This is a genomic window from Brevibacterium sp. HMSC07C04 (assembly GCF_001815905.1).
Lineage (GTDB): Bacteria > Actinomycetota > Actinomycetes > Actinomycetales > Brevibacteriaceae > Brevibacterium.
The window spans coordinates 1-13,972 of the sequence record NZ_KV823253.1 but is presented as its reverse complement, the minus strand read 5'-3'; the positions used below and the strand labels follow the sequence as shown (position 1 = coordinate 13,972).

At 61.1% G+C, this 13,972-nt stretch carries 11 protein-coding genes and 1 tRNA gene; 7 read left to right on the top strand and 5 right to left on the bottom strand.

Annotated features, from left to right (window positions below; translation table 11 throughout):
* Positions 1 to 92: 92 nt before the first annotated feature.
* Positions 93 to 1,676 carry a peptide chain release factor 3 gene (locus HMPREF3162_RS04595; RefSeq protein ID WP_070576788.1) on the bottom strand — a complete coding sequence of 528 codons (1,584 nt, stop codon included), beginning with the start codon at positions 1,674 to 1,676 and terminating at the stop codon, positions 93 to 95.
* A gap of 80 nt (positions 1,677 to 1,756) precedes the next feature.
* Between HMPREF3162_RS04595 and HMPREF3162_RS04590 the strand changes: the two genes are divergently transcribed.
* Positions 1,757 to 2,143: a hypothetical protein gene (locus HMPREF3162_RS04590; protein ID WP_070576791.1), complete on the top strand. Its 387-nt coding sequence runs from the start codon at positions 1,757 to 1,759 to the stop codon at positions 2,141 to 2,143.
* 62 nt (positions 2,144 to 2,205) lie between these two features.
* Here the strand turns inward: HMPREF3162_RS04590 and hrpA are convergent, their stop codons facing one another.
* Positions 2,206 to 6,387 (bottom strand): ATP-dependent RNA helicase HrpA, encoded by a 4,182-nt coding sequence (hrpA, locus tag HMPREF3162_RS04585; protein WP_070777054.1) that lies wholly within the window; start codon positions 6,385 to 6,387, stop codon positions 2,206 to 2,208.
* 167 nt (positions 6,388 to 6,554) lie between these two features.
* Between hrpA and HMPREF3162_RS04580 the strand changes: the two genes are divergently transcribed.
* The gene (locus HMPREF3162_RS04580) at positions 6,555 to 7,484 is read left to right on the top strand and encodes an AEC family transporter (RefSeq protein ID WP_070777053.1); all 930 of its coding nucleotides are present in this window, start codon (positions 6,555 to 6,557) and stop codon (positions 7,482 to 7,484) included.
* Between the two features lie 78 nt (positions 7,485 to 7,562).
* On the top strand, positions 7,563 to 8,915 hold the full coding sequence (locus tag HMPREF3162_RS04575; protein ID WP_070777052.1) for a TIGR01906 family membrane protein: 1,353 nt from the start codon (positions 7,563 to 7,565) through the stop codon (positions 8,913 to 8,915).
* An 81-nt stretch (positions 8,916 to 8,996) separates the two neighbouring features.
* On the opposite strand, the gene ppk2 is transcribed toward HMPREF3162_RS04575, so the two are convergent.
* A complete protein-coding gene (ppk2, locus tag HMPREF3162_RS04570; RefSeq protein ID WP_070576801.1) occupies positions 8,997 to 9,899 on the bottom strand; it encodes a polyphosphate kinase 2 in 903 nt (300 codons plus the stop codon).
* A 145-nt stretch (positions 9,900 to 10,044) separates the two neighbouring features.
* On the opposite strand from ppk2, the gene HMPREF3162_RS04565 reads away from it, so the two are divergent.
* Positions 10,045 to 10,118 (top strand) — tRNA-Leu (locus HMPREF3162_RS04565).
* Between the two features lie 201 nt (positions 10,119 to 10,319).
* Positions 10,320 to 10,892, top strand: coding sequence for a hypothetical protein (locus HMPREF3162_RS04560; RefSeq protein ID WP_256282681.1), 573 nt, complete (start codon positions 10,320 to 10,322; stop codon positions 10,890 to 10,892).
* 220 nt (positions 10,893 to 11,112) lie between these two features.
* On the opposite strand, the gene HMPREF3162_RS04555 is transcribed toward HMPREF3162_RS04560, so the two are convergent.
* On the bottom strand, positions 11,113 to 11,424 hold the full coding sequence (locus HMPREF3162_RS04555) for a hypothetical protein (protein ID WP_070576807.1): 312 nt from the start codon (positions 11,422 to 11,424) through the stop codon (positions 11,113 to 11,115).
* 855 nt (positions 11,425 to 12,279) lie between these two features.
* On the opposite strand from HMPREF3162_RS04555, the gene HMPREF3162_RS11640 reads away from it, so the two are divergent.
* Both HMPREF3162_RS11640 and HMPREF3162_RS04545 read left to right on the top strand, forming a co-directional pair.
* Positions 12,280 to 12,594: a hypothetical protein gene (locus tag HMPREF3162_RS11640; RefSeq protein ID WP_141759544.1), complete on the top strand. Its 315-nt coding sequence runs from the start codon at positions 12,280 to 12,282 to the stop codon at positions 12,592 to 12,594.
* An 11-nt stretch (positions 12,595 to 12,605) separates the two neighbouring features.
* Positions 12,606 to 13,358 carry a DUF3800 domain-containing protein gene (locus HMPREF3162_RS04545; RefSeq protein ID WP_141750267.1) on the top strand — a complete coding sequence of 251 codons (753 nt, stop codon included), beginning with the start codon at positions 12,606 to 12,608 and terminating at the stop codon, positions 13,356 to 13,358.
* Positions 13,359 to 13,731: 373 nt separating this feature from the next.
* Here the strand turns inward: HMPREF3162_RS04545 and HMPREF3162_RS11880 are convergent.
* Positions 13,732 to 13,972 (bottom strand): hypothetical protein (locus HMPREF3162_RS11880; RefSeq protein WP_218079171.1); only part of this gene is annotated, 241 nt, incomplete at its 5' end.

The following is a 13,972-nucleotide window of genomic DNA, read 5'->3' as shown; positions in this document are numbered from 1 at the left end:
GCGGGCAGAGTCCTAAGCGCAGCCACGCGATCAGGACTTAACACTGCCCGACGACCTATTCTAAACCCCCGCCGCGATGCGCTCGCAGACGGTCAGGTGACAACGAGGGGCTCAAGCGTGATGCCGGGGTTTTCCCTTTCCACTCCGCCCAGGCGCCACCGGTCGGAGAACAGTGCCAGCAGCGTGCCGTCGGAGCGTTCGAGCACTTCGACGCTGCGCTCTTTGGCCAGTTTCGGAATATCGTCTTTCACTGTGCGGCGGGCCAGCGTGTACGGCAGGGACTCCAGCCTGCACGGTGAATTGAATTCGCTGACCATGCGGTCTTCGACGACTTCGAACTGGATGGGGCCCACGGCTCCGAGCACCGGCGCTTGGTCTCCGCGCAGGTCGGAGCGCAGCACCTGGATGACGCCTTCGTGGTCGAGCTGGTCGATGCCGCGGCGGAACTGCTTGTACTTCGAGGGGTCTTTCGCGCGGATGACCATGAAGTGCTCCGGACTGAAGGACGGGATCGGCGGGAACTGCACGGCTTCGTCGACGTAGAGGCTGTCGCCGACGCGCAGGGCCGATGCGTTGACCAGGCCCACAACATCGCCGGGATAGGCGGTTTCCACGGAGTCGCGGTCGCGGCCGAATACGTGCTGGGCGTGTTTGGTTGCAAACGGCTTCTTGGTTTCAGCGTGGGTGACGACCATGCCGCGTTCGAAAACACCGGAGCAGACGCGAATATAGGCCAGCAGGTCGCGGTGGTTGCGGTCCATTCCAGCCTGCACTTTGAACACGAAGCCGGAGAACGGCGCTTCGACGGGGCGCGGTTGGCCGTTGCGGTCCAGGCGGGGCTCAGCCGAGGGTGCCCGGTCGATCAGCGTGTCGAGGATTTTGGCCACACCGAAGTTGAGAACGGCCGATGCAAACATCACCGGGGTGTGCTTGCCCGCCCGGAACTCGTCGTAGTCGAAGTTCTGCTCTTCCAGTTCCAGCAGCTCAGATTCTTCGACCGCTGTTGTCCACACATCGCCTTCAACTTCTTCGGCTCGCCCAGGGGCCATGGTTTCAGACCCCGCGATCGTCGCCCCGCCGTCGGTGCGAGTGAACTTGGTGTACTCCCCCGTTTCGCGGTCAAGCACGCCGCGGAAGTCACCGGAATCGCCGACGGGCCACGTGAGCGGGGTGGGCAGCATACCGGTCTTCTGCTGGATCTCGTCCATGAGCTCCAGCGACTCCAAGCCGGGGCGATCCCACTTGTTGATGACCGTCATGATGGGGATGCTGCGGTGAGAGCAGACTTCGAAGAGCTTCATGGTCTGCTCTTCCATTCCCTTTGCGGCGTCTACCAGCATGATCGCGCAGTCGACGGATGACAGCACCCGGTAGGTGTCTTCTGAGAAGTCGGCGTGTCCGGGGGTGTCGATGAGGTTGACCACGCAGTCGCGGTATTCAAACTGCAGCGCGGCGGATGAAATCGAAATTCCGCGGTCCTGTTCCATCTGCATCCAGTCGGACACGGTGGCGCGGCGGCCGGCTTTGCCGTGGGTGGCGCCGGCCTGGCCGATGGCGCGGGCGTGCAGTGCGAGCGCTTCGGTCAGCGTTGATTTGCCGGCGTCCGGGTGGGCAATGACGGCGAATGTGCGCCGTCGGGCGGCTTCTTCGCGGATGGTCTGCGGGGTCGGAGTCACTCGGCCAGTCTAGGACAGCCCGCTGGGGGCTGCCGCGGAAGGTCGGCTGCGCCTCGTACCGTTTTCCGTAGGATGGTGCCGTGGCCAAGAGGAACAGAACCAGCAGACAGCGCACCGACAGTGCCGAGTATTCGGTGGCGGCACGTCCCGTCAAGCACGGTCGGCAGACGCTGTGGGTATTCATCGCCTCGGCGGTCGTATCTGCGGCACTGTGTGTGCTGAGCATCAGCATGTCGCTGATGGCCGCGCACTTCATGCAGCCCATGCAGCAGCTGGGCGTGCCCAACAGCCAGCTGCTGGGCATGTGGTTTTTGGCTTCCGCCGGTTGGCTGATGACGGCGGCCACGATCATCGTCTATTGGATAGCACTGACTCGCAAAGGCGACAAAAAGCGCATCCGCTGGGCGATTGCGGCGGTCTGCACCGCCGCGGTCTTCCCGGCTTCCTGGATCCTGTTCTACATCTGACTCACGAGGCGCCGCCGACCACCGGCCTCCCCTGCGGAGCCGCTGGGCTTGCCCGGGTCCGCCTACAGTTTTGCCAGCGCTTTGGCGATCCGCTGTTCGGATACTGTGTGCGCGGTTCCAATGTGGGGTGCCCACAGTGATACCCGCAGCTCTTCGACGTCCCACAGAATCTGCTGCCATTCGGCGGGCAGAACAGCGCTGAAGCGCGCAGCGTCTTCCCTTGCCGCGCTGCCGAGCGCGCGGTCGATTTTTTCATCAATCTGGGCGCACACCCGTTCGATTCGGTCCATGAACTGGCGGTCGCGGCTGGCCTGTGTTCCGAGTTTGTCCATGCGATTCTGGGCGGCTTCGAGGTAGGCGGGCATGCGCATAACCCAGTCCGGTGCGACCGTAGTCAAAAAGCCCGGGCGCAGGAGTCTCGCCAGGTGGGTCTGTTCGTCTGCGACGGAGGCGAGCACGCTCAGCGAGCGGGTGTTTTTGATTGTCCGCTCAATATCGGCTGCGAGCGTGTAGGTTCGGGTCAGAGCCTGGTAGACCCTGTCAAGTTCGCCGGTGATTCGACCGGCCGTTTCGCGCTGAAGGGCTTTGTACTCTTCCTCTGTTCGGGGGTGGTCACCGCTGCCGGGTGAGGCCGGTGCGTCGGCGCGGTTCAGGCACTGCGCGGTGCGCACCACCCGGCCGACGGCGGTGAAAACCGCGTCTTCCAGCGGGTCGGAGTCCTTGGTTCGGCGGGCGCCCAGCACAAGCTTTGCGGTGTTGTCGAGGCCGTCTTGGCAGTATCGGGCGGCTTCTTTCTGGTTGAGGCTCAACAGCCGGGTGACTCCGAGAATCGTCGTCTGGTGCGCCCACGTCTGGTCTGCTGAATAGCGCAGCGTCACCGAGGTTCCCTCGTCGACCAGTGCGGGGAAGTATCGGCGGCCGTCAGCTTCGACCGGCTGGGGGAAGGCACCGAAGTCCCAACCTCGGATCCCCTGCCGAGGCGCCGGCACCGCGGTCTTCGTCTTCGCCTTGGTCGTGTGGGCGGGGGCGGCAGGGGCGGGGGTGGTCTGCCTGTCGGCTTCCGCATCTGCGTTTTTTGCCTGCTGCTGAAGTTCCGCGAGGCTTTCTCCGCTTGCGAGGGTTTTTCTGCCGCGGCGGATGACGAAGCTCATCCGCAGGTGGGACGGCAGCCGGGCAAGGTCGAAGTCATCCGGTGTGACGGTGATCGGCACGCGGTCCATGAGTCCGCCTCCGCCGGCGCGGGCAGTGAGTTCGGCGGCCAGCGCTTCGAGGGCGCGGCCTGCTGGGCGTGCCAGCAGGCGCGTGTCGTCTTCCGGCCCTTGAACGGCTGCGAGGATGTCAGCGGCAACATCGGGTGCCGGGACGAAGTAGGTTCTTTTGGCCTTCGGCAGGGAGCGGATGAGTGCCGTGATGTACTCCAGGCGCAGTCCCGGCACCTGCCAGGAAAAATCGTCGGCATCGACGCTGCGCAGCTGTGCGGGGCTGAGGAACACGGTCACTCCGTCGCGGCGGGATCCGGGTTCATAGGCGTAGCTGAGGCGCACGCTGCTGCCGTCGGCCAGGTGCACCTGCAGCGGGTAGTCGTCGGCAGCGCTTGCAAGGTCGGTCCCGTCAGCGGCCAGCAGCGAATTCGGGTCGATGTTGAGGAAGTCGGGCTCTTCGGCCCGTTTGTGCTTCCACCAGCTGTTGAAGTGCCCGGCGGACACAATATTGCCCGGCAGACGTTCGTCATAGAACTCAAACAGGACGTCGTCTTCAGCGAGCAGTCGGCGGTCGCGCAGGCGGCTGGCGAGCGCTTCGGCCTTTTCCAGGGCCTGGGCGTTGTGAGCGGCAAAGGCGTGTTTTTCGTTCCAGTCGCCTTCTATGAGCGCGTGGCGGATGAACAGATCGCGTGCGGCTTCCCTGTCGATTCTGCCGTAGTTGATGCGCGCGTCTGAGATCAGCGGCACCCCGTAGAGGCTCATCCTGTCGTACGCCAGGGCTGCTGCTGAGCGGGATGACCAGTGGGGCTCTGAGTAGCTGTGGGTGATGAGGTCACCGGCTGCGCGGACAATCCACTCGGGTTCTACTGCGGCGACGGTGCGGGCCCACAGTCTGGAGGTCTCAACGAGCTCAGCGGCCATGACGAAGTCCGGATTGGCGCCGAATACGCCGGATCCGGGAAAGATCCTGAACTTGGTGCCGCGGGTGCCGATGTAGTCCTTGCCCTCAACGGTACGCGCACCGATCGTGTCGAGCATGCCGGTGAGCAGGCTTTCGTGCACGGCCTGTTCCGTTGCCGTGTAGGGCCCGCGCCTGTTCGCCAAGCGCTTCTTGCGGCGGCCGCGGTGGGCATCTGGCTGCCCGGTCTCACTGGGCCTGGTGCCGAGTTCACTTCCGGGCTTGTCGATGTGTTTGCCGATGTTGCCCAGCATCTGGCGGATCTGGTGGACGAGGTCCTGCCATTCGCGCACCCGCACAAAGTGGATGAACTCGGACTTGCACAGCTTTTTGAACTTCGAGGTTGAAAGCTCATCAGATCTGCGCTGCACGTAGTTCCACAGGCGCAGCACTGACAGGAAATCGGAGGTCGGATGGTGGAAGCGCTTGTGCTTTTCGTCTGCTTCCTGCCGCTGTTCCGTGGGGCGTTCGCGCGGGTCCTGACTCGACAGGAAGGCCACGATGACTGCGGTTTCCGGGCCAACCCCCGCCTCGATCCCGGCGAGCACCATACGCGCCAGCCGGGGGTCCAGCGGCAGTGCGGCTAGTGTGCGGCCGAGTTTTGTCAGGGTGAGGGTGCCGCCGGCTTCGCGCAGCGCGCCGAGCTCGACGAGTGCGTTCTTGCCGTTTTTGACTGCCCGCGGTTCCGGTGGGGTGAGGAACGGAAAATCGAGGATGTCCTTTTCGGTGCGCACAAAGCCCAGCTGCGCCATCATGAGCAGCACACTGGCGAGGTTGGTGCGCAGGATCTCCGGATCCGTGTATTCGGGCCGGGCGTCGAATTCGCCCTCCGAGTACAGCCGGATGGCAATGCCGCTGCTGGTGCGGCCGGAGCGGCCCGATCGCTGCCGGGCGGAGGCCTGCGAAATCGGTTCGATCGGCAGCCGCTGCACCTTGGTGCGAGTGGAGTAGCGGGAGATGCGCGCCGTACCGCCGTCGATGACGTATTTGATGCCGGGGACCGTCAACGATGTTTCGGCGACATTGGTTGCCAGAACAATCCGGGGTGTCGAGTGGGGTGCGAAGACTCTCTGCTGCTCCCCTGCTGACAGTCGGCCGTACAGCGGAACGATTTCCCAGCTGCGCCGCTTGGTGCGCATGTGGCCTTCGAGCTCTGCCTGCGCGTCGCGGATTTCTGCTTCCCCAGACAGGAATACGAGGATGTCGCCGGGTGGTTCCCCGGCAAGTTCGTCGACGGCTCGCAGCAGACCGCCCATGAGCGCATCAGCGTCTGGCACGTGCGGCACCGCGGCGCGCGGCTCCTGCTGTTCTTTGTCGAGCAGATCGCCGTCAGCTTCGCGGTCGTCTGCGAAGTCTTCGTCAACCGGTCGGTAGCGGATCTCCACCGGGTAGGTGCGGCCGGACACCGACACGATCGGCGCGTCTCCGAAGTGCTCGGCAAAGGACTCCGGGTCGATGGTGGCCGAGGTGATGATCACCTTGAGGTCAGGCCGTTTCGGCAGGAGCCTGGCCAGGCAGCCCAGCAGGAAGTCGATGTTGAGGCTGCGTTCGTGGGCTTCGTCGATGATGATCGCGTCATAGGCCTCCAGACGCTTGTCGTGCTGGAGTTCGGCCAGGAGAATACCGTCGGTCATGACCTTCACGCGGGTGGCATCAACAACGTCCGAGGTGAAGCGCACCTGATAGCCGACTCCCTCACCGAGTTCGGTGAGGGTCTCTTCTGCCAGTCGAGCTGCAACGGAGCGGGCGGCAATGCGCCGCGGCTGAGTGTGTCCTATCAGCCCGTTGATGCCGTAGCCGAGCTCCAGCAGGATCTTCGGCAGCTGAGTGGTTTTCCCCGAACCGGTTTCACCGGCCACAACGACAACCTGGTTGTCTTTGATGGCCCGCGCGATGTCGTCGCGGCGGCTGCTGACGGGAAGTTCGTCCGGATACTCAATGTGCAGTTGGGTCCGCGAGCGCGCCTGGCGCAGCCGCTGTGTGCTTTCGGCGCGTTCAGCAGCGCTGCCGCGATCAGAGCGACGCTTCCCGCGGCGGCGCGAAGCGCGGCGGGAACCCGGGTGTGAAGACGAAGCGTCAGACATATCCCCACAACAGTAGCCGGATCTCACCTCGTGGTGAGCGTGCGGGCTGACCGGCACATGACGCGGCGGCCTCCCGGCACCTCACAGGTCCGTCCGGTGTTCGGGACATCTGCGCGCACTGGGTGAGACAGGCGTAGAGTGACGACTGATCGAAGAAAGGACATTCTGTGCTCGGCGCTCTCGAAGGCTTCGCCGTCATCGGCTTCATCATCTTCGTGGGCTTCCTCTTGGGTCGCAGCGGAGTTCTCGGCTCACAGGGGCAGAGGGTTCTGGCCTCCACTGTCTTCTACGTGTCCACTCCGGCGCTGCTGTACGACTTGATTGCCGAAGCTCCGCTTCAGCGGATCTTCTCCCCCGCGATCTTCGCCACGGCGGGTTCGGCAGCGCTCGTCGGCGCGGCAATGTTCACGTTCTCGTACTTCAAGAACCGGTCTCTGGGTCGGGCGGTGATGACCGGCTGGTCAGTGTCGTATGTCAACATCGGCAACCTGGGAATTCCGATCGCGATCTACGTTCTGAAGTCCAGTTCGTACGTTCCGCCGATTATGCTGTTCCAGCTGGTGATCCTCGCACCGCTGGGCATGGTGTTTCTCGACATTCACCAGGCCAAGCGCGCCGGGACTCTCACCCGCTGGTGGACTCCCCTTCTGCAGGTGATCTGCAACCCGATTCTCATCGGCGCGGCCGTCGGCCTGTTCTTCGCTCTCACCGGTCTGCGTCTGCCCCAGGTCATCCACGATCCCGTGTCGATGATCGGCGCGACCTCCGTTCCGCTGACCCTGCTGGCGTTCGGCATTTCCCTCAAGGACGGTTGGGTGCTGCCGGCCCGCGGAACACGTACGGATCTGACCCTCATCACGGTGGTCAAACTTGCCGTTCAGCCGCTCATCGCATGGCTGATCGGCGGCCCGCTGCTCGGCTTCACCGGCGTTGACCTCTTGGCCATCGTCGTCACATCCGCCCTGCCGACAGCCCAGAACGTCTATGTTTATTCCATGCGCTATCGCATGGCAGAAACGCTCGTGCGCGATGCCGTGTTCGTCACAACGATCCTCGCGTTTCCCACGATTGTGCTGTTGTCCGCAGTGCTGTCTTAAGCCCCCGCACGCCCGCTGTAGGTGCTGATTGCGCGTGTCATCCAAGCGCTGGCGGCCCACAGTTGGCACCATGGTTCTGTGGCTGAAAAATCGAACACTCCAGAAAGCTCCGACGACCTCGTGTCCAAGCGGATGAAGACCGCTGAGAACACGCAGGCCGACGCTGCCGAGCGCAGCGAAGATTCGCGCAGTGCCAAATCGGTCGACCGGCCCGAAGAACTCGGCGACACCGCGCCGTACGAGGCGTATCCGCCGGTGCGCCGACAGGAGTCGCGAGTCCGCAGGCCCACCGCGCTGTCGGAAGAAGAGTGGCGCTACCTTGGCGATCGGGGGGCCGGTCGCACAGCCAAAGCCGAACAGACTCCGGTCGAACTGCTCAGCCAAACGCGCCTGTACCGCAAGTTCACTTTCTTCGATGTTGTGGCAACCGCGTGGGTCATCCTCGCAGTTCCCTTCATCACGCTCGCGGTGGCAGTCCGCACGGTGGCCTCCGGACTGTTCCTGAAGTTCGAGTATTTCCACCGGCCCGGCTTCCCCGCTGACGAATTCGGCTTCAGCGACTCCGACCGCCTGCACTTCGGGTCCTACACCGTCGATTACCTGTACAACGCCGACTCCAAGCGGTATCTGGCCGATGTCGTCGCCGGCAACGGCGTGCCCGTGTTCAACGAGGCCGAAGTCGCACACATGGCGGATGTCAAGGGTCTTGTCCAGATCCTCACGCTGGTGGCGATCATCGGACTCATCGGCGCTGTGCTCGCCGGTCTGTATCTCAGCCGCCCCCACGGACCGGGCCTGCGCATCGGCGTCCGCTTCGGCGCTGTCCTCACCCTCGTGTCGATTCTGGTTCTGGGAGTCCTCGCCCTCGTCAGCTGGGACGGCTTCTTCCGCGGCTTCCACAGTCTGTTCTTCTCAGCGGGCACGTGGGAGTTCTACATCGACGACTCGCTCATCCGCCTGTTCCCGCAGACGTTCTGGATGGACGCCGGCATTGCCTCCGGTGCCATCATCCTGCTGGCATCGGGCCTGCTCATTGGTCTGTCGTTCATCGGCCACGGTCGCCGCAAGAAGGCTCGCGCAGCCGTGAAATCGCTGCGCGAGCGCCAGAACAACTACAACCGCCAAAGCGAAGCTAAGAACAAGAAGCAGCGCAAAGCGAAGAAGAAGACACAGGGCAAGGCACAGCCGGCGAAGAAGACGGAAACTGTCGCACCGGCCCCGAGCTCCGCGGCCACTGCACGTGATGACAAGCGTCAGAGTGAAGACCAGCCGACCGAGGAATACACTCCCGAAGACATCACCTCGACTGGAAAAGACGCCCACAGCGCACAGAAGAAGAAAGAGAAGAAAAGCGGCCTGCGCAAAAAGGACGCCGACTACTCCCTGAGCAAAAAGCCCGCCGAACCGTCTGAGGTACAGCAGAAGGACTGACCTTCGGGCAATCACACGCATGAGGCGGGGTTGGAGATTTCTCCGGCCCCGCCTCGTGCATCTGCGGCAGCTGCGTTCAGATCAGTCGCCGACAGCTTCGATGCCGCGCATGACGATGTTGGAGTCGGGCGCGTAGACGACGCTGGTGTCCTTGTCGTCGTAGTCGACGGTATTGAGGAAGTAGCGCATGGCGTTGAGACGGGCGCGCTTCTTGTCGTTGGATTTCACCGAAATCCACGGTGCGTGGTCCGTGTCGGTGCGCAGGAAGGTCTGCTCTTTGGCCACCGTGTAGTCATCCCAGCGGCCGAGTGATTCCAGGTCCATCGGCGAGAGCTTCCACTGGCGCACAGGGTCAATCTGTCGGATGGCAAAGCGGGTGCGCTGTTCAGCTTCCGTCACCGAGAACCAGAACTTGGTCAGGTGGATGCCCGATTCGACGAGCATGCGCTCAAATTCCGGCGCCTGGCGCATGAAGACTTCGTATTCGTCGTCGGTGCAGAAGCCCATAACGCGCTCGACATTGGCCCGGTTGTACCAGGAGCGGTCGAACATGACGATCTCCCCGCGCGTGGGCAGGTGTCGAATATAGCGCTGGAAATACCACTGACCCGCTTCTTCTTCTGTGGGTTTTGCCAGTGCCACCGTGCGGGCTGAGCGCGGATTGAGGTGCTCGGTGAAGCGCTTGATGGTTCCGCCCTTGCCGGCGGCGTCCCTGCCTTCGAACACGATGACATTGCGCAGACCGTTGTCTTCGGCAAAGTACTGGTACTTCAGCAGTTCGATCTGCAGCTTGTACTTTTCGATCTCGTAGGCTTCCCGGTCCATCAGGGTGTCGTACGGGTAGCCTTCGCGCCAGGTTTCGACGGCTTTGCCCTCGGGGCTGATCAGGTGGGGGTCAGGAGTGTGCCCATCCACTACCGTGTAGCCTTCCGTGCGCAGCTTGTCAATGTACTCGCGCAGGTTCTCTTTCGGATGGGGGTGCATTCTGGCTCCTTCGCTCGGTTCTCGTGTCCACTCTACGCACCCAGATTGACGACAGATGAACGGCCGGACCGGGCGGCGCTCGGAGCTGTCCTGCTAAGCTCGATGAAGCCGTGCGGGCCCGTACCCGGGCCACATTCGCACAACTCCCCCTATAGCCCAATCGGCAGAGGCAGTCGACTTAAAATCGATTCAGTGTGGGTTCGAGTCCCACTGGGGGGACTTTCTGTATCCGCACAGCGCATGCGATCCCACACCCGACAGCCGGATTCTGCGCCTTAGCAACAGCTTCTACGGCGACACTTTCCGGCTAAGGGGAGTTTTCCTGCGGCTAAGGGGTGGATTCCGGCTAAAGGGTGTTTTTGTTGCTAACCGGTGTGCCGCTGCCGAACCACACCAGCGCTGCCAAAGTTTGTGCAAAATGTGGGCACGAAGCACTCAGTTGCGGACATTGAGGCCAAGAAAGGGAGGTCAGCAATGAGCAGGTCAGACAGCAAGGCTCGACTGATTCAGGCGATCTCGGCGTCACTACACGATGACTTCTCTGATGCACTCAAGATTGCGGACGACATGTCGATTTCTCTGGTCATAGAAGTTCTGGAGGAGGAAATCGCTCCTGCCGATTCCACGCTCTGCCACCGCTTCATTGAGCAATGGCTTGAGTGCTTCGACCCTGTGCAGAGGCTTGCGGCCTCAATGGAGGTGTCTCACCTGTACGTCTTGGATCTGGTGGATATTCCGCACGCTGAAGACATCATTCTGTCGCGCACATTAAACAACGGCGCAGGCGCGATTGAGGCTTTGAGGTCGGAAGTTCTCTCTAACCGAGATTTGGGCCGAAATCCAGACTCGAGTTTTGGACTGAAGTTTGTGAAGGCTCTCGAGGCCGAGGTAAGTGCGCCCTTGGAGACAGCCATCGACAGATTGCACTCACATTCTGAGCAACTCGGTGTGCTGATGCAGCGCGCGGACGAAGAAACCGAAGACCAGGGTTGACGCATCTCCTTTCAGATGGCGAGTTGGCGTAGAAGGACACGGAAGCAAAGCGCCTCGTCCGAAGGTGTCAGACATGCGTCCTCCATTCATGCCGCACGAACGCGCGCAGTCTGTTCCCGCCATGTGCCCCTGACGGTTTAGGGGAAACTCAACTTTTGGGTATAAGAAAACCCACCCAGATAACTCGGGTGGGTTCACTATCTTTATCTGCTGTATGTGGTTAAGAGACAGGCTCTGAGGCAGTCGCGTTCTTCTTCGCTCGGATTTCGTCCTGCCACTTCATGAACTCATCAAACTCTCGCCCAAGATCAAACCGCTCCGGAAGTTCACGGAACTGCTTAACCAGGTGATCCGGCCAAATAATCCCTTCGTGGCAAGTCTCTGTCCGCAGCATTTCGAAGGCCGCATGCGTTTCGTTGTCTCGGATCAGAGAATCCGGGATCGACAAATCATCGTCGGTGAGCCCGAGTTCCTGCACGACAAGCGCCCGCACTTCGCTCGTAATCTCGTCCAAAGCATCCGGCCGGCGCATTATGTCTCACTCCCCTACCAGCTTGTAAATACTTGATACACGAACGCGCCCAGCTGTATATAAGCCAACGGCCACACACGCTGTAGCCATCGACAACACCAGACTAGCGTGTTGCCAAAAGACACAGATGTTGAGCTTCAAAGACGACCGCAGAACGGCCTCAGCAATTTCAACGTGTCTTGTTTCATCCAACCAGCAGGGACCGGTGCGTCGCCGCTCGGCCCACCGGCTCAGGTCCTGATGTCTCGGGGACGATGGGTTCAAGCAGGGTTTCTTCATCCTTAACGACCCAGCTTGCCGGGACCGCTTCTCCCGACCACGCGCTGAAATCAATAACCGCCACGTAGACTGTTTTGTTACCGGTGACTCCCCCCCCAGCGCGGTACGAATTATGCGCGCCCTTCAGCTGTACGTGCTCGGCAGGTTTCCCATCCGTTAGTTGCCGCCAAACAGGCACACAAAACTCCAACACGTTGCCCTTCAATGTGGACACAACACCGCTTCCTCATGCTCCACCACATCACAAGGCAAATACTCACCAGCAAGCGGAACACCGTAATTACAATCATGGAATACGCGGAGAAGACGGTTAGGCTGTGTGTTGCGAATTCCCCCCCTAGACAGATGGACATTACAGACGTGAGCAACGACATTCCTAAGCCACTCCAGGCAGCCATGCGGCGGGCAGGTTTCCTCGACCCGAGGACAAACGAACCATCCATGCGCCAATGGAGCGTTGCGTCTGGCGTGCACACGACGACTATCAGTCGGACTGTCCGAGGCGCGGCTCCTCGGCCGAAGACAATGACCGCGCTGGCTGACAGTCTCGGCGTGTCCGTCGGTATGCTACAGGGAATGCTTGGGAATCCCGCGGAGGAGCCGTGGGTGCCGCCGTCGGGGACTGAGCGTCTGACCTTGCGTCAGCGTGACGCCTTGGACGCGCTGATCTTGTCGCTCGTGGAAGAACCGTCGACGACAGGAGACTGCAATGACACTTCATCATCTGATTCGCAAGCCGTAGGAACACCGAGCGAAGCCGACGAAGCCGAGAAGATCCCAGCCCCACCGCGTAACCGGCTGCACTCCTACCTAGCAACGCACAGGGGCGAACGGGCCCTCAACGCTGAGGGCGAAGCCGCCAGCAGGCGGGGCGAAGAGCCCCACCAGTGATTGGGAAGCCCATGACAATGGCCGACAGCTTCTCTGCCTACAGCAGACGCCCCAACCCACCAGCACTAGCCTTAAAAACACCTGCAGGCCCACCAGACATGTGGGTATTCATCGACGATTCTGGTGACCCCGGGATGCAACTCAACAAGGGTTCGAGCCGCTATATCGTGATGTCCGCATGTATTTTCCGCGATCCCAAACAGATCGAGAACCTCAAGTCCATCTCAGAACAATGCGCAGCTAAACGCAGCCACCGAGTGGAGTTCAAATACAACAACACCAAGGACAAGACAAAACGTCTCTACTTCGACCTCATCAAATCACTCGACTTCGCTGTGCGTGCGATCTACGCGGACAAGGAACTCATACACAGCCCTAAACTTCGCAACAACGGCAACGCACTGAAGTCTTACCTGATCAAGATGCTACTCGAGCGCAACTGGGGACAGATCACGAATGCCAAGATCATCATCGACGGAAACGATCTAGCTGCTTTCGACATCCCAGATAATCAGTACCTGATGGGGTTAGTGAACCGCGACGTTCCGGGAACCGTGCACTCCGTCAAGTTTGACGACTCGAAAGTAAATCGCGGCATCCAACTAGCCGATATGACGGCGGGGGCAATTGGTAGGCATCTTATGAACGCGAAGGCGAACCCGTCCAGGGATTTCGATACCTTTAGGTCACGAACGTGGCGCCCGGAAGGGACCTACTGGAACTTCACTAGGAATGATAACGGCCCGGCGCCCTACTCTCAGTGATTACTGAGCTACGCCAACCATACGGTAACTATTCGGAACGCCGGACCTCGGTACTCCCAGTATGACCGCTCAGAACCACTAAGTCCATACGATCGCGCCACGTCCTGACAAAAATGACTTCCCAAGCTATCGCAAGGAAGAGCCCAGAGGCTCTTATCGCCGGGGCGAAACCTTTAACCCACTTATCCATCAAGCACTACAGGCAGTGCAATTTCCCTGGCTCTCATGACAGTGGGTGGGGTTAGCTTCCCAAGCATGCAACACCCTCGGCGGTTTCTTCGACAACGAGACGACATCACCTCCACTAGGCAGAAGTCCCGCGCCCTTTCACGCTGTCGCGAACGGAACAACACTGCGAATGCACAGCCGGCTACTACAAACAGAGCGGCGCTGAGCAATATCCCACGAACTCGCCCAGATTGAAAGAAGCATCCAATGTGTTGATGATCCAGAAGAACGACGCGTCCGCAGAATCACTGCCCGCAGATTGATCGACACGGCCGACCTCATTAAAGCTTGCAATTTGTCGGACAATGTCTCGAAGAAGCTGCCGACTAACTGTGGGTCCCACCCCACCAACAACAGAGGCGGGGCCACCGGAAATCGGTGGCCCC